Source organism: Spirillospora sp. NPDC048819, assembly GCF_040650055.1.
Lineage (GTDB): Bacteria > Actinomycetota > Actinomycetes > Streptosporangiales > Streptosporangiaceae > Spirillospora.
Map to the genome: position 1 here is coordinate 48,186 of NZ_JBEZGN010000009.1, position 19,179 is coordinate 67,364.

General features: G+C 70.4%; 24 protein-coding genes. 10 read left to right on the top strand and 14 right to left on the bottom strand.

The genetic code is table 11. The annotated features are described in order from the left end of the window. The first annotated feature begins 83 nt into the window (after positions 1-83). The 4 genes from AB0C35_RS15075 to AB0C35_RS15090 are packed head-to-tail and all read left to right on the top strand — an operon-like array spanning position 84 to position 3,542. A complete protein-coding gene (locus AB0C35_RS15075) occupies positions 84-560 on the top strand; it encodes a hypothetical protein (protein ID WP_358455225.1) in 477 nt (158 codons plus the stop codon). Beyond that, complete coding sequence (locus tag AB0C35_RS15080) at positions 557-1,642, top strand: peptidoglycan-binding protein (protein ID WP_358455228.1); 1,086 nt, start codon at positions 557-559, stop codon at positions 1,640-1,642. The genes AB0C35_RS15075 and AB0C35_RS15080 overlap by 4 nt, the downstream gene beginning before the upstream one ends. After that, positions 1,639-2,316: an ABC transporter ATP-binding protein gene (locus tag AB0C35_RS15085; protein WP_358455231.1), complete on the top strand. Its 678-nt coding sequence runs from the start codon at positions 1,639-1,641 to the stop codon at positions 2,314-2,316. The genes AB0C35_RS15080 and AB0C35_RS15085 overlap by 4 nt, the downstream gene beginning before the upstream one ends. Further along, complete coding sequence (locus AB0C35_RS15090; RefSeq protein ID WP_358455234.1) at positions 2,313-3,542, top strand: ABC transporter permease; 1,230 nt, start codon at positions 2,313-2,315, stop codon at positions 3,540-3,542. Before AB0C35_RS15085 ends, AB0C35_RS15090 begins: the two co-directional genes overlap by 4 nt. 81 nt (positions 3,543-3,623) lie before the next feature. Here the strand turns inward: AB0C35_RS15090 and AB0C35_RS15095 are convergent, their stop codons facing one another. From AB0C35_RS15095 to AB0C35_RS15105, 3 genes are all read right to left on the bottom strand, one after another. Next, positions 3,624-4,121, bottom strand: coding sequence for an RloB family protein (locus tag AB0C35_RS15095; RefSeq protein ID WP_358455236.1), 498 nt, complete (start codon positions 4,119-4,121; stop codon positions 3,624-3,626). Between the two features lie 96 nt (positions 4,122-4,217). Beyond that, on the bottom strand, positions 4,218-5,477 hold the full coding sequence (locus AB0C35_RS15100) for an ATP-binding protein (RefSeq protein WP_358455239.1): 1,260 nt from the start codon (positions 5,475-5,477) through the stop codon (positions 4,218-4,220). 181 nt (positions 5,478-5,658) lie between these two features. Next, positions 5,659-6,087, bottom strand: a complete 429-nt coding sequence (locus tag AB0C35_RS15105; protein WP_358455241.1) for an organic hydroperoxide resistance protein — start codon at positions 6,085-6,087, stop codon at positions 5,659-5,661. Positions 6,088-6,244: 157 nt separating this feature from the next. Between AB0C35_RS15105 and AB0C35_RS15110 the strand changes: the two genes are divergently transcribed. Further along, on the top strand, positions 6,245-6,484 hold the full coding sequence (locus AB0C35_RS15110; RefSeq protein ID WP_358455244.1) for a hypothetical protein: 240 nt from the start codon (positions 6,245-6,247) through the stop codon (positions 6,482-6,484). Next, positions 6,481-6,870 carry a hypothetical protein gene (locus AB0C35_RS15115; protein ID WP_358455247.1) on the top strand — a complete coding sequence of 130 codons (390 nt, stop codon included), beginning with the start codon at positions 6,481-6,483 and terminating at the stop codon, positions 6,868-6,870. The genes AB0C35_RS15110 and AB0C35_RS15115 overlap by 4 nt, the downstream gene beginning before the upstream one ends. A gap of 35 nt (positions 6,871-6,905) precedes the next feature. On the opposite strand, the gene AB0C35_RS15120 is transcribed toward AB0C35_RS15115, so the two are convergent. Beyond that, the gene (locus AB0C35_RS15120) at positions 6,906-7,217 is read right to left on the bottom strand and encodes a zinc ribbon domain-containing protein (protein WP_358455248.1); all 312 of its coding nucleotides are present in this window, start codon (positions 7,215-7,217) and stop codon (positions 6,906-6,908) included. Next, the gene (locus AB0C35_RS15125; protein ID WP_358455251.1) at positions 7,109-8,125 is read right to left on the bottom strand and encodes a transposase; all 1,017 of its coding nucleotides are present in this window, start codon (positions 8,123-8,125) and stop codon (positions 7,109-7,111) included. Before AB0C35_RS15125 ends, AB0C35_RS15120 begins: the two co-directional genes overlap by 109 nt. Before the next feature lie 152 nt (positions 8,126-8,277). On the opposite strand from AB0C35_RS15125, the gene AB0C35_RS15130 reads away from it, so the two are divergent. After that, a complete protein-coding gene (locus AB0C35_RS15130; protein ID WP_358455254.1) occupies positions 8,278-8,688 on the top strand; it encodes a hypothetical protein in 411 nt (136 codons plus the stop codon). A 52-nt stretch (positions 8,689-8,740) separates the two neighbouring features. Here the strand turns inward: AB0C35_RS15130 and AB0C35_RS15135 are convergent, their stop codons facing one another. Continuing rightward, positions 8,741-9,325, bottom strand: a complete 585-nt coding sequence (locus AB0C35_RS15135; protein ID WP_358455257.1) for a hypothetical protein — start codon at positions 9,323-9,325, stop codon at positions 8,741-8,743. A 127-nt stretch (positions 9,326-9,452) separates the two neighbouring features. Continuing rightward, positions 9,453-10,301: a methyltransferase domain-containing protein gene (locus AB0C35_RS15140; RefSeq protein ID WP_358455260.1), complete on the bottom strand. Its 849-nt coding sequence runs from the start codon at positions 10,299-10,301 to the stop codon at positions 9,453-9,455. Positions 10,302-10,364: 63 nt separating this feature from the next. On the opposite strand from AB0C35_RS15140, the gene AB0C35_RS15145 reads away from it, so the two are divergent. Next, complete coding sequence (locus AB0C35_RS15145; RefSeq protein ID WP_358455262.1) at positions 10,365-11,018, top strand: helix-turn-helix domain-containing protein; 654 nt, start codon at positions 10,365-10,367, stop codon at positions 11,016-11,018. On the opposite strand, the gene AB0C35_RS15150 is transcribed toward AB0C35_RS15145, so the two are convergent. Next, the gene (locus AB0C35_RS15150) at positions 11,007-13,403 is read right to left on the bottom strand and encodes an MMPL family transporter (RefSeq protein ID WP_358455264.1); all 2,397 of its coding nucleotides are present in this window, start codon (positions 13,401-13,403) and stop codon (positions 11,007-11,009) included. The genes AB0C35_RS15145 and AB0C35_RS15150 overlap by 12 nt on opposite strands. A gap of 72 nt (positions 13,404-13,475) precedes the next feature. Between AB0C35_RS15150 and AB0C35_RS15155 the strand changes: the two genes are divergently transcribed. Continuing rightward, complete coding sequence (locus AB0C35_RS15155) at positions 13,476-14,129, top strand: TetR family transcriptional regulator (RefSeq protein ID WP_358455266.1); 654 nt, start codon at positions 13,476-13,478, stop codon at positions 14,127-14,129. A 51-nt stretch (positions 14,130-14,180) separates the two neighbouring features. Here AB0C35_RS15155 and AB0C35_RS15160 read toward each other — a convergent pair whose 3' ends face one another. From AB0C35_RS15160 to AB0C35_RS15180, 5 genes are all read right to left on the bottom strand, one after another. Further along, positions 14,181-14,915: an alanyl-tRNA editing protein gene (locus tag AB0C35_RS15160; RefSeq protein WP_358455267.1), complete on the bottom strand. Its 735-nt coding sequence runs from the start codon at positions 14,913-14,915 to the stop codon at positions 14,181-14,183. 15 nt (positions 14,916-14,930) lie between these two features. Next, positions 14,931-15,293: a DUF2516 family protein gene (locus AB0C35_RS15165; protein ID WP_358455269.1), complete on the bottom strand. Its 363-nt coding sequence runs from the start codon at positions 15,291-15,293 to the stop codon at positions 14,931-14,933. 191 nt (positions 15,294-15,484) lie between these two features. Beyond that, on the bottom strand, positions 15,485-15,976 hold the full coding sequence (locus AB0C35_RS15170; RefSeq protein ID WP_358455271.1) for a hypothetical protein: 492 nt from the start codon (positions 15,974-15,976) through the stop codon (positions 15,485-15,487). Beyond that, entirely contained in the window at positions 15,973-16,482 is a 510-nt protein-coding gene (locus AB0C35_RS15175) for a helix-turn-helix transcriptional regulator (protein ID WP_358455274.1), read from the bottom strand. The genes AB0C35_RS15170 and AB0C35_RS15175 overlap by 4 nt, the downstream gene beginning before the upstream one ends. Positions 16,483-16,591: 109 nt before the next feature. Then, entirely contained in the window at positions 16,592-17,566 is a 975-nt protein-coding gene (locus AB0C35_RS15180; protein WP_358455277.1) for a WYL domain-containing protein, read from the bottom strand. Between the two features lie 145 nt (positions 17,567-17,711). Here AB0C35_RS15180 and AB0C35_RS15185 point away from each other — a divergent pair, with 145 nt between their 5' ends. Beyond that, the gene (locus AB0C35_RS15185; protein ID WP_358455279.1) at positions 17,712-18,107 is read left to right on the top strand and encodes a RidA family protein; all 396 of its coding nucleotides are present in this window, start codon (positions 17,712-17,714) and stop codon (positions 18,105-18,107) included. A 41-nt stretch (positions 18,108-18,148) separates the two neighbouring features. Here AB0C35_RS15185 and AB0C35_RS15190 read toward each other — a convergent pair whose 3' ends face one another. After that, positions 18,149-19,030: a neutral zinc metallopeptidase gene (locus tag AB0C35_RS15190; protein ID WP_358455282.1), complete on the bottom strand. Its 882-nt coding sequence runs from the start codon at positions 19,028-19,030 to the stop codon at positions 18,149-18,151. Positions 19,031-19,179: the final 149 nt, after the last annotated feature.

Genomic DNA, 19,179 nt, shown 5'->3' on the forward strand with positions numbered 1-19,179 from the left:
CGCCCCGCACCATCACTTCGCCCCGCCATGCGCCGGAGACGCCAGGGGCGGATACCGGCATGCCGATTTCTCGGAGGAGAGCCATGAAGTCCAAGCACGTCTCGAAGCTGCTGGCGGTCCCTCTGCTGCTGCCGATGGTGGCGTGCGGCACCCCGCCAGGGGACCAGGGGATCGCCGGTGCGGGCGGGGCGAAGTCGACCGCGCCGGGCGCGTCCGCGTCGCCGTCCGTCGATCCGGGCACCGCGCGGCTCCGGTGGGCGCGGTGCCTGCGCGAACAGGGCGTCGGCATGCCCGACGACCCCAAGGATCTGCCGGAGGGCGGCCTGGCGATCCCGGAGAAGGCGGAGCAGGCGTGCAGGCGGCACCGGCCGCAGGGCAGGACCATCGACATGGACGACCCCGAGGTCCGTGACCGGTTCGCCCGGTTCGCCGCGTGCATGCGGAAGCACGGCTTCGACATGCCCGACAACGCTCCCCCGAACATTCACGAGAAGGACCCGCGGAAGTGGGCGTCCGCCTCGAAGTACTGCGACCACATCCTGCGGGAGCAGAGCCGATGAGGTTCAAGCGGAGCCTGGTCGCGGGAACCGCGGCCACAGCGGTCCTGGCGATCGGCGGCACCGCGCTCTCCGCCGGGGACGCAGGCGACGGCCCGGCCGCCGCACCGCCGCCCGCCCTGGACTCCGCACCCATCACCCGTGGCGACCTGGTCGACACGGAGACGGTCGGCGGCGCACTCATCTACACCGGTGAGCGCAAAGTGATGGGCGCCGCAGAGGGGACGGTGACCTCGATCCCCGCGCCCGGCCAGGTGATCGAGCAGGGCGAGGCCCTCTACCGGGTGGACCGCCGCCCGCTCACGCTGATGTACGGAAAGCTGCCCCTCTACCGGACGCTGCGTCCCGGCATCGGCGACGGACCCGACGTCCGGCAGCTCGAACGGGCGCTGCGCGCACTCGGACACGGTGACGGGATGACCGTGGACCGGCACTTCTCCGCCGCCACCGCGCGGGCCGTGCGGGACTGGCAGGACGACTCCGGCCTGGACGAGACCGGCGAAGTGGACGCCGCGCAGGTCGTCTTCCTCCCCACGGCGGTACGGGTCGCCGAGGCGAAGGCGGCCCTGGGCGACACGGTCGGCGCCGGGACGCACGTCCTCACGGTCACCGGCACCCAGCGTCTCGTCCACGTCGATCTCAAGGTGAGCGACCGTCGCCTGGCGCGGAAGGGCACCCGCGTCACCGTCGAACTACCGGGCGGCGGCACCGTACCGGGGCGGATCGCCAAGATCGGCACGGTCGCCGAGAAGGACCCCGCGCAGCAGGGCCCCACCGGCACCGGGCAGGCCGGGGAACCGACGATCGACGTCGAGATCGAGCTGACCGGTGACAAGGACACCGGCGGGCTGGACCAGGCGCCGGTGAACGTCAGGTTGGAGAGCGAGCGCCGCGAGCGGGTCCTGACCGTGCCGGTCGAGGCGCTGCTCGCGCTGCGCGAGGGCGGCCTCGGCGTGGAGGTGCTCGGCCCCGGCGGCGGACGGCGGTTCGTCGCCGTGCGCACCGGCGCCTACGGCGGCGGGCGCGTGGAGATCTCCGGCCCGGGGCTGGCCGAGGGGATGCTGGTCGGGGTGCCGCGCGAATGATCGTCGAGGTCTCCGGCGTCACCAAACGCCACAGCGCGCGCGTCCACGCCCTCCGCGGGGTGGACCTGGCCATCGAGACAGGCGAGCTGGTGTCCATCGCCGGTCCGTCCGGCTCGGGCAAGTCGACGCTGCTGCACCTGATCGGCACCCTCGACCGGCCGTCGTCGGGCCGGGTCCGGATCGCCGGCCACGACACCGGCGGCCTGTCCGACCGCGGGCTGTCGGCACTGCGCGCCGCGCACATCGGGTCCGTCTTCCAGCAGTTCCACCTCGACCCCGGCGCCACCGCGCTTGACAACGTGGCCGACGGGCTCCTCTACACCGGTCCCCCACCGGCCGAGCGACGCGACCGCGCCAGGGCCGCTCTTCACCGGGTCGGTCTCGGCCACCGGCTCGACCACCGTCCGGATCAGCTCTCCGGGGGCGAGCGGCAGCGGGTGGCCATCGCCCGCGCGGTGGTGGGCGACCCGCCGCTCCTGCTGGCCGACGAGCCGACCGGCAACCTCGACTCGGCCGCCGGCGCCGAGGTGCTCGGCCTGCTCCGCGACCTGCACACCGCCGGCACCACCGTCGTCGTGGTCACCCATGACGCCGAGATCGCCGGCAGATGCCCGCGGCGGGTCCGCATACGCGACGGCGCCGTGCTCACCGACCTGCGAGGAGACGCCCGATGACCCGGAAACACGAAACGGCCGCGTCCGCCGGGGCCGCCCGGCCGCTGCGCCCCGCCCGGCTGCGCCCACGGGACATCGTCCGGGTCGGCCTCGCCGGGCTGCGCGCCCGCCGCGCCCGCACCGTGCTGTCGGCGCTCGGCATCGCCCTCGGGATCGCCACGATGGTCTCGGTGATCGGGATCTCCGCGTCCAGCCAGGCGGGGCTGCTGCGCACGCTGGACGCGCTGGGCACGAACCTGCTGCGGGTCCGGCCCGCCGACTCGATCACCGGGGAGCCGGCCCGGCTGCCGTCCGACGCCGCGGCCCGGGTGCGCAGGATCGGGCCGGTCGGCACGGCGAGCGCGACCGGCGAACTCGACGCCACCGTCCGCCGCACCGATCGCGTCCCCCCGGTGGAGACCGGCGGGATCCTCGTGCAGGCGGCCGACCTCGACCTGCTGCGCACGCTGGACGGCGGGACGCGTGCGGGTGTCTGGCTCAACGAGGGGACCGCCCGGTACCCGGCCGTCGTCCTCGGCTCGGTCGCCGCGCAGCGGCTCGGCATCGACCGCACCGGCGTCCAGGTGTTCATCGGCGGCCGGTGGTTCACCGTGACCGGCATCCTGCACCCCCTTCCCCTGGCCCCGGAGATCGACCGGTCGGCACTGATCGGCTTCCCCGCCGCCCAGCGGCATCTCGGCTTCGACGGGCACCCGACCACGCTCTACGAGCGGTCCACCGAGGAATCCGTGGCGGCCGTCCGCGAGGTCCTGCCCCGCACGATCGACCCGGAGACCCCGGAGAACGTCGCAGTCTCCAACCCTTCGGACGCGCTGGCCGCCCGCGCCGCCACCGCGGGCGCCTTCACCGGCCTCCTGCTCGGCCTGGGCGCGGTCGCCCTCCTGGTCGGCGCGGTCGGCATCGCCAACACGATGATCATCTCGGTGCTGGAGCGGCGCCGCGAGATCGGGCTGCGCCGTGCCCTCGGCGCCACCCGCGGGCAGATCCGCACGCAGTTCCTCGCCGAGTCACTGCTGCTGTCGGGGCTCGGCGGCGCCGCGGGCCTGGCCGCCGGTTCCCTGGTCACCACCGGCTACGCGATGCTCAGGAACTGGCCGCCCGTGATCCCCGAGTGGACCCTCGCCGCCGCACCGGCCGCCACCCTCCTCGTCGGCGCGCTCGCCGGCCTCTACCCCGCCGCACGCGCGTCCCGACTACCCCCCACCTCAGCCCTGACATCCCCGTAACCCCCGCGGATCTTGGGCGCCGTCCAGGTAGGTGGACCGGGCGGGCGCGACGGCACGGCGGACGCTCGGAGTCCACGGCGGTCACTTTCCGGAGGTTTCGCGGATCTTCTCCACCAGCCGCCATACGGCGCTCGAAGGGTTGGGCGGCAATCCGTCGCCGTCATGCAACCTGCGTGCCCTTTCACATGCGTCCCCGACGCCACCCTCGAAATCCTCGAATCTCGTTGCCGCCTTCGACCACCCGGGACGCAGTGCCTTCAACATCTTCTCCGCCTCCCTCGCCGACTGGAAGGGACCGGTGTGATCTTTAGAGTGCAAGATCAGCCACAGTTCAAAGGACGGAGACGAGAACGCCAGGCTGATGTCGGAGCCCTGCGCTTCCTTGATCACCTCGTTGACGAGCCCGTCGTCCAACTCGGTGTCGAGGACACACCAGATCTCGTCGTACTCGTCCCCACTGCGGCGCCTGGCCTCCCACACCAGGGCGACATGATCGCAGCCGGGCGCATCGATGGAGAGCTGTGGCCCCAGGCGTGTCCGCATACCGGCGAAGTATTGCTTCTCGGTCTTGCCTCGCACAGGATGAGCAGGCTCCGCCGCTCTGCCCGTGTCCCGCCAGGCCGGCGGCGCAGGTCGGTTTGTGTGCTGAACGCTCGAGCAGGACGCCCGGCCGGCTTACGACTCCTCGGAGACATCGCCGGAGTCCTCCCTTGCGGCCAGGGCCGCAGCGAACAGCTCGTCATTGATCTGAGGCACTGCCCCGTAGCGGCCCGCGAGGTACCGGCGCTCGCGGTTCTCCTCACTTCGTGGCTTGAACTCGGATACGGGGAAGAGTTCGGTCGCTCCGCACTCGTCCTTCTCCGTGAACCAGATGTGGTCACGCAGCAGGACGTCCTCGCCCCGTATGCGCCCGAGAAGCGTTGCGTCATGGCTGGTGAAGATCAGTTGCGCTCCCCGAGTGTTGATCTGCGGGTCACGGAACAACTTGATCACCTGTGCCGCCAGAAACGGATGCAGGCTTGAATCCAGCTCGTCGACCACGAACGGGGTCCCCAGATCCAGGGCCCTGAATGCCGAGCGGCCCAGCCGGTACAGGAACTTGGTTCCCGTCGACTGCTCCGACAAGCTCAAGGTCGCCTCGCCGTCCGCGCCTTGATGCTGAAAGTGCAGGCGCTTCCGGCGCGGCGGCGGCTTTCCCTCACCGGCCCATGTCGCGTTTATGCGAGCCGCGTATTCATCATCGCTTTCGTCGAGCATCACGGCGTCGACGATTCCCGTGTCCGCTGCACGCAGCAGATCAGTTATGCGTTCGGTGGCCTGAACGACGGGCCCCGAGGTCAGCGGACCGTACTCTCTGCTCGACGTTCGCCATGCAATCCTTTGGAACCACTCATAAATCGGACGGAGAATTTGCTGTTTGGATCGCGCGGCCACAGAGAGGAAGAGGACATTAGGTTCGGTAAGCTGTTCAGCCTGCCGTAGCCCCTTGGGTGAATGCTCGCCATACTCGTAGACGTCGCCGCGTCGATGGAAGACGGTTCGTCTCTTCTTGAGCGGATAGCTGTACATCCACTCTTCGATGATTCGTACGTCGTCGAGGGCGAACCCATAGGTGTGGCGCACCCCATCGATTTCCACATCTACCACGAAGGTGGACGGTTCCGCGAGCATTCCTTCGTCCAACGCAAATGGATGGCGCTCGATCCCGCCGCCCGGTTCGTTCTCCCTGAAGGACCAGCGCACCAGGTTGGCCATGTACTGGAACGCGTCGAGCACGTTGGACTTGCCCGAGGCGTTCGCACCGAAGATTCCCGTGACCGTCAACGCCTCCCACGGGGCGTCGTCAGGCTGGTCGGACGCGTAGACGGGCGTGAGCAGCAACTGTTGCTCAGAACGCAACGAGCGGTGATTCGCCGCACGGAAACTCAGCAGCATCGGCTCGGTGACCTCCGGTCCAGCGGGGTTACAGCCTCAAGTTTGCAGGAAACCCGCATCCAAGCATAGCCACTGCATGTCCACAGGGATGGAGGAGAAGCAGGCACACACGGGCGGCTAGAGGAGCGCCTCGCTCAGCGCCGCACTCGTCTCGGCGGGACGTCTGGTGATGGCGGCGGCGTCACAGGCGGGTGCCGGCGAGCACCAGGGCTACGTCGATGTTGTCGCGAGTGGCGTTGGAGTAGGGGCACGTCTGGTGTGCGGTCTTGACCAGTTCGGCCGCCTGCTCGGGGGTGAGGGAGGGTAGGGAGATCCGCAGCTCGACCGATAGCTGGAAACGGCCGCCGTCGGCGGGGACGAGTGAGACGGAGGCGTCGATCTCTGCGTCGTCCGCCTTGAGGTTCTCACGTTGGCCGACGAGGGCCAGGGTGGTGCCGAAGCAGGCGGCGTAGCCGACAGCGAAGAGTTGTTCGGGGTTGGCGCCCTCGCCGTCGCCGCCGAGTTCCTTCGGCAGGCGCAGGTCGAGGTCGAGCCGTCCGTCGAGCGTGCGCCCGTGGCCGTTCCTGCCCCCGGTGACGTGCGCCTCCGCCGTGTAGAGCGCTGCGGTCATCCCGAACTCCCCTCGTAGCTACTTCTATATGAAGTCTTAACTTCAGAAAGAGGAAGCACAAGTGGGTGTCGACGACGGAAGGGCGGCGTGATGATTTCGTGACCTGAACCACAGCGGATACACACTGCGGGGGCCTTGAGTGTGTATTGTGTGGCCCATGGCGAGACTCAACATCACGCTCCCTGATGAGCTTGCCGCCACGTTGCAGGGGCTCGCCGAGGAGAAGAAGATCGCCTCGGTGTCCGGGTTCCTCGCTGACGGGGCGCGGCTCAAACTGGCCTTCCTGCGGGACGCGTCCACCATCGACGACCTGTTCGGCCCGCCGAGCCCGGACGAGCAGGCCATGGTGGACCGGCTCGTCGAACGTGGCGTCCCGGACCGCCGGGACGTCGCGTGATCACCGGTCACGTCTTCGACGCGACCGCTCTACTCGACCTGGCCACCGGCAAGACGATCTATGTCCGTGCCCGGCTGCGCGCCTCCATCGCCCAGCACGCCACGATCGTCATCCCCGCCACGTCGCTGGCGCGTGCCTGGCAGCTCGTCCCCGACCACGGCCGCGCCGTCCTCGAACGGCTGCCCGGCATGCAGGTGGTGCACGTGGACGACCTCGACGACGTGATCGCCCAGCAGACGGGGCTGCTCGTCACCACGATCCCCAGCCTCGGGATGGACGCGGCGCAGGCCGCCTGGTCCGCGCGCTGGCGGCGCTGGCCGCTGATCACCGCGGAACCCGACGTGTACGAAGGCGTGCCGGGCGTCCGAGTCGAGCAGATACCTTGACTTCCTCCTCTCCCAGAAGTGAAGGGAGGGGATTCCTACGGCTCGCGCCGTGGGTGTTTCTGCTTCGCGGCCGACTGCGGAAGGGAGGGCCCTTGCCGTCTGACATCAGCTCCACAGACCTCGCCCGGGTCGCCCCGGGCTACGGCTCGACCAGCCGCAAGGATGTTCTTGGCCGCGTTGATGTCCCGGTCGTGCCGGGTGCGGCAGCCCGGACACGTCCAGTGCCGGGTCGACAAGCTCAACTGCGCGAGCAGATGCCCGCAGTGCGAGCAGGTCTTGGACGAGGGATACCAGCGGTCGATGACCACCAGGGTCCGTGCGGCGCGTTCGGCCTTGTACTCCAGCATGCGCCGGAACTCGCCCACCCGCAGTCGGAGATGGCGCGGGCCAGGCTGCGATTCTTGACCATGTTGGCGACCGCGAGGTCTTCGATCACGATCACGTCCGCTTGGCGGACGAGGGTGGTGCTGGTGCGGTGCAGGAAATCGGCACGGGCGTTGCGGACTTTGCGGCAGGCGGCGGCGACCTTGGTCTTGGCCTTGCGGCGGTTGGCCGAGCCGGGCCGTTTGCGGGCCATGCGCCGCTGGTACCGGGCCAGGTTGCGCTGCTTCTGGTCCAGGTGGCGGGGGTTGGCGATGCGGTTCCCATCGGAGGTCACCGCGAAGTCCTTGACGCCCAGGTCGATGCCGATGGCGTGCCCGGCGGCCGGCAGCGGCTCGGGCTCGCCGGTGCCGGTGCCGGTGCCGGTGTCGACGGCGAAGGTGACGTACCAGCGGCCGTCGGGGTCCCGCGAGATCACCACCATCGTCGGGTTCAGCGCGGCCAGATCCACGTCCTCGAACGACCACACGAATACCAGCGGCGCGGTGGTCTTGGCCATCCGCAGCTCACCGTCGCGCATGCGGAACGCCGAGCGGGTGCAGTGCGCGGACTGCCGGGATGTGCGGGTTTTGAAGCGTGGGTAGCGGGCGCGTCCGGCGAAGAAGTGGGCGAACGCGGCGTGCTGGTGCCGCAGCGCCTGCTGCAGCGGGACCGAGGAGACCTCGTTCAGGAACGCCAGTTCCGGGGTCTTCTTCCAGGCGGTCAGCGCGGCGTCGGTCTGCTTGTAGGAGGTCCGCTTGCGGTCGGTGTGCCAGGCGCGGCGGCGTTCGGCGAGGGTCTTGTTCCACACCAGGCGGACGCAGCCGAACGTGCGGCCGAAGAGGGCCGCCTGCTCGGGGTCGGGGTAGGCCCGGCACTTGTACGCGGTCCGCATGACCGCCACTTTACCCACCGATTGTGTGCGAGTGGGGACTCTCGGTTGTCAGAGGGCTCGGTTTCCGGACCGTCCCGGCTGCGTCGGGCCGCTCCTGACCGAGTCCGGATTCCTCTCCGGCCTGAAGGCCGAAGCATCCACCGGAGGATCAGGTGACGGACGCGGAGCGGCCGGACACGGGGATGCGCGTGCTCGGGTTCATCCTCCTCGGCTGCGGTGTCCTGGCCGTCGGACGGGCGGTGAGCGGCTTCGGCGACTGGCGGTCGGCCGTGCTGTGGGCCGGCATGGGCGTTCCGCTGCTGCTCGGCGGGCTGCTCTTCAACGGGTGGTTCGCCGACCTGTGCGGGGCCCTGGCGTGGACGCTGCCCGCCACCATCCTCTTCGCCGGGGTCGTCCTGCTCGTCGACCCGGACTACGCGTCCCGCCTGGACGGCCCCAAGAACCAGATGGACGCCGGCTGGCAGTCCTATGGCCTCGGTGTCCTGTTCCTGCTCCTCGGGGCCGCCGGAGTGGCCGGGTGGGCGTACGCCGTCAGGAGGGCCCTGGCCCGCCGCCGAGCCTAGGCGGGGCGCCGACGCGGACTCACGTCGGCTCAGGTCGCCGAAAGATCAGCCATCAACCGTGGGGTGCGTCATCTGCCCTTACGCGTTCGATCGTGGGCGCGACGCGTTCGGCGCGACGGTCCGCGGTGGGCGCGGCCCAGAGGTAAGCCAGGCCGTTCGCTCCGAGCCGGCGCTCGGCTTCAAGGACGGCGAAGAGGGTGCGGGCGCCGAGCACTTCCGCGACCTTGCGATCCGCCCGGTAGAGCCAGCCCCGGTAGTGCACGATGATCACTGCCACCGTGATGGCCGGGAATCCGTACACAATGAGTTCTCGCCACCAGGCGGGGGCGCCCACGCTGAACCCCTGGATGACGAATCCGCAGATATTTACTGCTACCACGCTCAGGAAAGCCCGTGCGAGGAAACCGCGGCGGAGTGTGAAACCGGCCATCCCGGACGCCAGTTCCCCCTCCAGTTCGTCCGGCTCGAGCCGCTCCGACGCCGGACCGATCACGAGCACGAGTCTTCTCCTCCACATTTTCGCTCGGACGCCGAGCCGCATCGACCGCGGCACCCAGCCGGAGGTGACTTTGGGAGGCCGGATGGAGAACTGCGCGGCGAGGCGACCGGTCACCATCTCGATGGCCTGAAGATCCATGGCGAGCATCATTTCAGGTCAAAGGCGGCGTTCAGGGCAAAGTTCGCCAGCATCCCTCCAGACCCGTTTCGGGGAGCCGGCACGCCGTAGGGCAGCGCGAGGTATCACGGGTCGCCGCTGAGTCCCATCAGCGTCGGAGTGGACCGGCCGGGGACGCGGTGACGACCCAGACGGAGCCCGGAATGCGGACGCCCTCGGCGGTCTCGAATTCCGTGAGCGCGGCTCGGACTTCGGCGCGAATGCGGGCGATGGTCGCGTCGTCCACATTGCGCAGGTTGTGGCGCGTCGGGCCCATGGAGAAGAGGAAGTCGGTGGCGCTTTCTGCGTCGGCGCCGAACGTCATGGAGGCCTCGACGGGGGCCACGTCGATGTCGGTGAATCCTGCGGCGGCGAGGACCTCCCGGATGCGGGCGGGGTCGAGCAGGGATCCCATGCCCGTCGCGGCGGGGGACGCCTCGCGCAGGAACGGTGAGAGCGCGGCGGTCGCACGGGCGTAGGCGCTGTCCGGGCCGCCGGGCTGCGGGCCGAGGAACGCGAGCCGGCCGCCCGGCGCGAGCGCCCGACGGAGATTGGCGAAGGCCGCGACGTGGTCGGCGAAGAACATGACGCCGCCGCGGCTGAGGACGACGTCGAACCCCCTGGCGGGGAACGGGTGCACCTGCGCGTCGCCCTGTTCGAAGGTGACGTTGCCGATGCCTTCCGCGTCGGCGTCACGGCGGGCGCGCTCCAGCATGGGCGCCGAGATGTCGATTCCGACGGCGTTTCCGCCGTGGGCTCGCCGCGCGGCGAGGAGCGTCGTCTGGCCGGTTCCGCAGCCGACGTCAAGGATCCGGTCGCGGGACGTGATGCCGGCGGCGGCGAACAGCGGCGCGTTGAACTCTCCCATCATCGCGTTGTAGGGCTCGGGGTTCCCGGCCCAGATCATGCCCTCCCAGCCGTTCCATGCCTCTGCCTGCTGACGGTTGGCGACGTCCATGACTTCTCCCTCATCTGACTAGAGTCCAGCTCTAGAGTTCAACTCTAGATATAAGCTCCAACCATGGCTGAGGTCAAGCGGAGCCGGGACGAGAAGTCGCGGGAGACACGGCGGCGGATCATCGACGCGGCCGGGGCGCTCTTCGTCGAGCAGGGGTACGGGGCGACGAAGCTGCAGGAGATCGCCGACCGGGCGGGCGTGGCGGTGCAGACGATCTACTTCGTCTTCCGGAACAAGCCCGCGCTGCTCAAGGCGCTGGTCGACGTCGCGATCGCGGGCGACGACGACCCCGTCCCGACGATGGGCCGGCCGTGGTTCGCGGAGGTCACGGGGGCCCCGACCGCCGAGGCCGCACTGGCCGCGCTGATCGCCGGCACCCGCGGGACGCTGGAACGGGTCGCGGCCATCAACGAGATGGCCAAGGCCGCCGCGGCGACGAACCCGGAGATCAAGGAACTGTGGCCGGACCAGGACGACCCCCGGTACACGGTGATCTCGACGGCGGCGAAATCCCTCGTCGAGAAGCCCGGCGTCCGGCCGGCCGTCTCCGCGGGCGAGGCGGCGGACGTCCTCTACGCCCTGCTCAGCCCGGAACTCTTCCTCGTCCTGACCCGCGACCGCGCGTGGCCGCCGGACCGGTGGGAGCGGTGGGCGTACGACACACTCCGCACCCAGCTGCTCGACGACCCCGCCCCGGACGGCGCGTCAGCGCGTTAGCTCCAGCTCCAGTTGCTCGCCGGCCGGTTCCGGCGACGGCGGCGGGGAGGACGGGACGGCGGGACGGCCCCGGCCCGGCCACCACCAGTTGGCGTGGCCGAGCAGGCTCATCAGCGCCGGGACGAGGACGAGCCGGACGATCGTGGCGTCGACCGCGACGGCGACCGCGAGGCCGAGGGCCATCATCTTGACCATCGGGTCGGGCTGCGGGACGAAGCTGGCGAACACGAAGATCATGATGAGCGCGGCCGAGGTGATGAGCCGGGCGGTGGCGCCGATCCCGATCACGACGGACTCGTGCGGGTCGCCCGTCCGCTCGTACTCCTCCTTGATCCGCGACAGCAGGAACACCTCGTAGTCCATGGACAGCCCGAAGATCAGCGCGAACATGAACAGCGGGATGAACGACATGATCGGGATGGCCTGGTCGAGGCCGAGCAGGCCGATGCCCCAGCCCCACTGGAAGACGGCAGTGACGACGCCGAAGGAGGCGCCGATCGACAGCAGGTTCATCAGCGCCGCCTTCACCGGGACGACGATCGACCGGAACGCGATGACGAGGAGCAGCAGCGCGACGCCCACGACCGCGATGACGACGGTGAGCATGCGGTCCCCGACCGTCTCGGCCAGGTCGATGATCGCGGGGTTCTCGCCGCCGAGGTAGATCTCCGCCCCCGGATGCTCGTCCCGCACCGCGGGGATCTCCACGGTCCGGAGCCGGTGGACGAGGTCGGTGGTCGTCTCGGCATGGGGCGCGTCCCGCGGTGTGACCCGCACGATCGCGGTCGTCCCGGTCACGATGGGCTCGCCTGCGAAGACGACGCCGGGCGCCTCGGACAGGGCCCGCCTCAACTCCTGAGCGAGCAGGACCGCGCGCTTGTCGGGCTTCTTGCTCGTGTCGGGTGCGCCCTTGGGACGGGACTGCCCGGTGGGCGACGGGCTCGGTTCCGGGACCGCGGGCCCGGTGAGACCGGTCAGGCCTTGCATCCCGTCGACCGTGGGCACCGTCCGTTCGGGTTTGTCGCGCTCGCCCTCCCCGGGCACCTTCGCGACGACCACGAACGGGCTGTAATGCCCGGCGCCGAACTCCTCGGCGACGATGTCGTAGGCTTGGCGGCTCTCCATTTCCGACGAGGACATGCTGTCCGCCATCACACCGAACCGCAGGCTCAGCGTCGGGACGGAGAGCGCCAGCAGGACGAGCGTCGCCACGATCGCGTAGGGCCAGGCATGCCGGTCCACGTGCCGTCCCCACCTCATCCAGCGGTGCGAACTCCGGTCCGGGCGGACGCGCGGCAGCTTGTAGCGGTCGATGCGCTCCCCGAGCGCCCCGAGGATGGCGGGCAGCAGGGTCAGCGCGGCGGCGACCATGATGGCGACCGCGAGAGCGGTGGTGATCCCGATCCGGCCGATGAACTCGATCCCGGACAGGAACAGCCCGCAGATCGCGAACACGACGGTGCCGCCCGCGAAGACGACGGCGTGCCCCGAATGGGCCATGGCGCGTCCGACCGCGGTCTCGACGTCGTCGCCCTCGGCGAGCTGCTGCCGGTAGCGGGTGACGATGAACAGCGCGTAGTCGATTCCGGCGCCGATGCCGAGCATCGCCGCCACCATCGGCGCCGTCGGCGCGATCTGGAACAGCGACGCCAGGAAATGGATCAGCGAGTACGAGACGGCCAGGGCGCAGAGCGACACCAGGATCGGGATGCCCGCCGCGAAGTACGACCCGAACGCCAGCAGCAGCACGCCCATGGCCAGGAAGATCCCGACGCCCTCCTGCGGGCCGCCCTTCGGCTGGTTGAGGATCATCGCGACGATGCCGCCGAACTTCACGTCCACCCCGGCCAGCCGCGCGGGCGCGACGGCCCGGTTCAGCTCGTCGAGGTCGGCGGCGCTGACGTCGCTCATCGTCCCGGTGAAGTTGAGCCGGACGACGACCGCGTCGTCGGACTTCAACCCGCCCATGCCCTGCACGTAGGGGTTCTCGGTGAACGCGACCCGGTCGAGCTTGGAGATGTTCTCGATCGACTCGCCGATGGTGAGCGCGACGCGCCAGTCCACCGGACTGGCCTGGCGGGTCTCGTGGAAGACGACGGTCGCGGTCGGCCCGGTCATCGCCGGGAAGTCCTGGGCGAGCGTGTCGATGGCGCGCTGGGTCTCGGTGCCGGGCAGCGTGCTCTGCTGGACGAACATGCCGCCGTGCAGGATGCCGAGGACGCCCGCGCCGAGCATCACGACGAACCACAGCTCGAAGACGGCGCGCCGCCGCCGCACGCAGAGCCGCCCGAGCGCCTCCAGGAACCGCGCGATTCTCCCGGGGTCGCCCGACCGTCCCGCCGCCTCGCCGGAGGGGCCCGCACCGCCCGCAGAAAACCGCGCCATGTTCGCAGAGAACACCCATTGCGTGCAGTTTTGCAATAGATGCAACTTTGCAGTCATGGTAACGTCCGTCACATGGACGGCAGGACCGGCGTGAACGGCGGTCAGGACACCGCGCGGACGAGCCTGCGGGAGCGCAAGAAGCGCCGCACCCGCCAGGCCATCGCGAACGCCGCGCTGCGCCTGTTCGCCGAACGCGGCTACGAGGAGACGACGATCGCCGACATCGCCGCCGCGGCCGACGTCGCCCCCCGCACGTTCTTCAGCTACTTCCCGTCCAAGGAGGACGTGGTCTTCGCCGAGATCGACGACCGTCTCGCCGAAGTGTCCGAACAGCTGCGCCGCACCCCCGGCGAGACGCCCATGCAGACGATCCGGCGCAGCGTCATGGATGTCCTGGAGGCGATCGTCTCCGAACACGGCGAGTACGGGGCCGTCCAGATCTCCCTGATCCTGCAGCGCCCCGGCCTGCAGGCGCGGGCGCTCCAGCGGATGACGGACACGCAGGAGAAGATCGAGGCGCTGCTGCGCGACCTGTGCCCCGGCATCGCGGAGATCGACGCCGTCGCCGCGTCGGGCGTGGCGATCGGCGGCATGCAGGCGGTCGTCGCGCACTGCCGCCGCGAGGGCTACGACCCGCTCTCGATGCGCACCGCCCTTGACCGCGCGGTCGACATCGTCGAGCACGGCCTGGTGTCGGTCGAGGCGCTGACCCGCCCGTCCCCCTGACCCCGGGCACCGGCCGGCGGAGGCGCCCGGCGGCCGGTGCCCGGCCCGGGGCTAGTCCTCGATCTTGATGCGGATGCGGCGGAAGCCGCGGCCCTTGTTCTCGACCTTCGCGACCGTGATGCGGCCGATCTGCTTGGTCGAGCCGACGTGGGTGCCGCCGTCGGCCTGGGTGTCGAGGCCGACGATGTCGACGATGCGGACGTCCTGCACCTCGGGCGGGACGAGGTTGGTGGCGGTCCGGATGATGTCGGGGATCTCGAACGCCTCGGTGCGCGGCAGCGTCCTGACGTCGATGCGGCGGTCGGCCTGGACTTCGGTGTTGCAGGCGTCCTCGACCGCCTGCTTGAACCCGGCCGGGACCTCGCGCAGGTCGAAATCCATGCGGGCGGACAGCGGTTCCATGTTGCCGCCCGTCACGAGGCAGCCGTAGTCGCGGAAGACCACCCCGCAGAGCAGGTGCAGCCCGGAATGGGTGCGCATCAGCGCGCTGCGGCGATCGTCCTCGACGGCGCCCCGCACGACTGTGCCGACGGGCGGGAGCGGGTCGTCCTCGACCGGGATCAGCACCAGGTCATCGCCCTTGCGCACCCCGGCGATCCGCGTCTGCACGCCCTGCCAGAGCAGGACCCCGTGGTCCGGCGGCTGCCCGCCGCCGCCCGGATAGAACGCCGACCGGTCCAGGACGATCCCGTCCGGGCCCGCGTCGAGGACGACGGCCTCCCACTCGCGGAGCGCCTGGTCGTCCAGTTCCAGCCGGGTCGTGCGTCCGTGAACCTCGCTGCTCATGCGCTCACTCTAGGATCACCAGGGACCGTACGGGCCCGATCGGGAGTCGCCGCGGCCGTTCTTCTTCTTGTACGGGGCGACCGCCGGGCGGACGTCGGCCAGGTAGACGGCGGCGGCGATGAACGCCGCGACCGGGAGGATGCCGATCAGCAGGGCGATCGGGCTCGCCCCGAGCGCGGCCGGCGCCACCGCGTAGGCGAAGCCCACGACCGCGGCGACGATCAGGACGATCATCCACATCTTCTTGCGCCACTTGCCCGCCGCGGAGAACGCGCCCTCGGGGACGGTCAGCGAGTCGACCAGCGCCCACGCCTCCATCACGAACGCGATGATCAGCAGCAGCCAGAAGAAATAGTCCAGCACATTGAAGCCCGACATCGGCGATCAGCGCTCCTGCTCGTCTCGGACGGCGACTCCACGTCGCGCACACGGGGTGTCTGACTACCCCAACCCTATGCGCGCCGTCCAGCGCAAACCGGTAGCCCGCCCTCACCGGCGAAGACGAAGCCGCCTCTGGGAAGACGAAAGAGCCCGGCCGGGTGTTCCCCGGCCGGGCTCCCAACCAGCGCTCAGGCGCCGTTCTTCTTCGTGGTGGACCGCGTCTGCGCTCCGGTCCTCGGCTGCGCGGGCTTCCTCGGCTGCGCGGTGCGTGCCCGCACGGCCGGCTTCGCCTCGGCCTCGGTGATCTCGGCGGCGTCGTCGGCCTCGCGGTGCACGACCTTCTTGCCGCGCTCGGCGAGCTCGTCGATGAACTCGAACGCCCGGGTGCCGAAGTGCGTCGCGTAGGCGACGGCGGCACCGGGCAGGTCCTTGGCGTCGACGCGCTCCTGGTACCTGGTGACCTCGCCGCGGTAGCGGTCCACGGTCTCGCGGACCTGCCCGCGGTAGCGGCCGACCTGCTCGCGGACCTCGCCCTGGTACTTCGTCGCGGTCTCGCGGGCCCGGCCCTGGTACCTGGTCACCTGCTCGGGGACCTCACGGATCTTCTCCACCGCGAAGTCGCCGGCGCCGGCCACGGCGTACACGGCCTTGTTCTCTCGGAGATTGCTGGCCAGCGTCATCCGACCTCTTCCCTTCCGTCTTGCTCTGGCATGGCTCGTACTGGCTTGTCTTTCAGCGGCATGTCTCTTACCGGCATGTCGTTCACCGGCATGGCTTGCTCGGGCGCCGCGTCCTCGGGCACCGCGTCCTCTTCCCCGGTGTGCCCCGCCGGGAACACTCCGGTCGCCTCGTTCTCCTTGAGGAACGAGGCGTAGATGTCGAGCAGGACCTGCTTCTGCCGCTCTGTGAGGAGCAGGTCGTCCCGGACCGCGGCCTGCACGTCCGTGTCGGCCTCGCGGTCTTCGAGGATTCCGGCCTGCACGTACAGCACCTCGGCGGAGATCCGCAGCCCCTTGGCGATCTGCTGCAGTATCTCCGCGCTCGGCTTGCGCAGCCCACGCTCGATCTGGCTCAGGTACGGGTTGGATATCCCGGACACGTCCGCGAGCTGACGCAGCGAGATCTTCGCCCGCGTCCGCTGCTCACGGATGTACTCCCCGATGGAGCCGACCTTCGAACTTGCCATGTCTCCACCTTGCGTCATAGTGCTTGCAATTGCAAGCATGGTAGCTAGCACTCACCCGTGAGTCCGCTCACACGAACCGTGACTCACCGCCCACAGAAGGCGACAACGCTCAAGGTGACACTCCGTAGCGGGCGGCGATCGCGGTGGCGCGGTCGCGCAGGGAGTCGCGCAGCCACTGCGGGGCCAGGGCCTCCGCGTGCGTGGCGAGCTGCCACAGCGCCCACTCGGCGTGTCTCGGATCTTGGAAGGTCACCTCCAGCCGCAGCCAGCCGTCCGCGTCGGCTTCTTCGGCGCGGACGGCCAGCGCGGTGCCCGCCAGGTCCTCCCGCCGCGCCGGGTTCACCCGCACCAGCACGCTCACCTGGTCGCCGCCGGTCCGGAACCGCGTGCTGCGCTCCTGCCAGGCCCGGTCCAGATCGACCCGGTCCGGTCGCTGCGCGGGTTCGGCGAGTTCCTCGGCGGCCAGGACGCGGGACAGCCGGTAGGTGCGGTCCGCACCGGACCTCGTGGCCAGCAAGTAGCCCTGATCACGGACGGTGACCAGGCCGATCGGGTCCACCGTGCGCCACTTCGGGTCCTGGCCCACGGCCGCGTAGTGGATGCGCAGCCTGTGTCCGGCGAACACCGCGCGCCGGACCTCGGCCACTACGGCGTCGGGCACCTCGTCAGCGACCAGCCGGCGCGAGAGGAGGTCGGTCTCCGGGTCGATGAGCAGTCGCTGGGCCGCGCCGGCCGCGGTGTCCCGGTAGCTCTCGGGCAGCGCGTCGACCACCTTGAGCATCGCCGAGGCGAGCGCCGAGCCGAGGCCGAACGCCTGCGCGCCGCGCCGCGATCCGGCGACCAGCAGGGCGAGCGCCTCGTCGTGGTTCAGTCCGGTGAGCTCGGTCCGGAAACCGGGCAGCAACGCGAAACCGCCGTGCCGGCCGCGTTCGGCATAAACCGGGACGCCGGCCGCCGACAGCGCCTCGATGTCGCGCAGCACGGTGCGGGTGGACACCTCCAGCTCCCGGGCCAGCGCCGCCGCCGGCAGCCGGCCGTGCTGCCGCAGAAGCAGCACCAGGGAGACCAGCCGGTCGGCGCGCATAAGCGAACGTTACCGAAATACACGACAGAAGATGTCGTGATTTGTTGGGAGGCTCATCAACACGTCACGGCGGCCACCGAGCCGATGGACGTGCGCAGTGCCCGACGAAGCAGTGCCCGACGAATCGAATGGAGCTGATGTGGCGATGGAGCGAACGGCGGTCAACCCGTGGGCGTGGTCGGTGGAGATGGGCTACAACCAGGGCGAGATCGTCTCCGGGCACACCCGGACCCTGTACTGCGCCGGGCAGACCGCGATGAGCGGCGACGGCAAGCCCCGGCATGACGATGACATGGCGGCGCAGCTGGCGCTGAGCCTCGACAACCTGGAGGCCGTGCTCGGCGAGGGCGGCATGTCCCTTGCGAACCTCGTCCGGCTCAACGTCTACACCACCGACGTCGACCGGCTCTTCGAGCACTACGGCGTGCTGGCGTCGCGGCTGGGCGCCGCGGGGGTGGCACCGTCCACCACGATGCTCGGGGTGACACGGCTGGCGATCCCCACCCTGATGGTCGAACTCGAAGGAACGGCCGTCGCCTGACGCGCCCCCGCCGCCTCCGGCGGGGCTGCCGGAGGCGGCGATCAGCTGACCTTGGAGGACGGGACCGTCCAGGTGTTGCAGACGGCCAGGCGGCGTCCCTCGAAGCCCGTGATGACCCAGCCCGCGTAGTGCCGTCCCGAGCCGTGGTCGCGCTTCTCCGGCGGAAGCCGCTCGTCGCCGCGGCCCCGGACGTCCCGGATCATCGCGTTGAACTGCTCCTGCGTCATCGGGAGCGTGATGCGCTCGGTGCCGAGGAACGCGCCGGCGAAGCACTGCGCCTGCAACTCGATGCGGCGGCTCGCCTCGTTGCGCTCGCCGATGTCGCCGGTGTCCATCAGCCGGTCCCCGTAGAGCAGGATTCCCGCGCGGTCCTGGACGTGGTGGCCGTACTCGTGCGCGATCACCCGCGCGAACACCGAGTAGTGCGACAGCGGCTCGCCGCCCGAGGTCTCCACGACGTGCCGGACCCCCACGTACATCGTGTTGTTGGCCGGGCAGTAGAACGCGGACGCCCCCGGCGCCGGGTAGGTGCCGCACGGGCTGCGTCCCGGCTCCGACCAGAACACGCGGTCGGGCTCGTCGAACGGAATCCCGGCCTTGCCGAACTGCTGGGACCACGAGGTGTCCAGGCAGTCGCTCAGCACGTTCATGAAGCGGCGCATGGACGCGTCGCTCGGCTGGATCTGCGGCACCCGGCAGCTCACCGGCGTCAGCGCACCCGTCTTGTAGAGCTCGCTGGCCTCGGCCTTCTCACGCGCGGTCCCCCCACCGCCGCCGGACGAGGCGGGCGGCCGGGTGCCGGCGGCGCCGTCCGGCCCGGCGAGCACCGCCAGCCCGAGGATCGCCAGGACGGCCAGGGACGTGAGCGCGCCGAAGATGCCCGCGATCGTCCCGCCGGCGCTGCGCCGCGGCGGCGGACGCATCGGCGCGTACCTGTACTGATGCGGCGGACCGGGCGGCCGGCCGGGCGGGCCATAGGGAGGCGGGCCGTACCCGGGCGGACCGTATCCGGGCACGCCGGGAGGACCGTATCCGGGACGGCCGTACGGCGGCGCCGGCGGCCGCTGCGGAG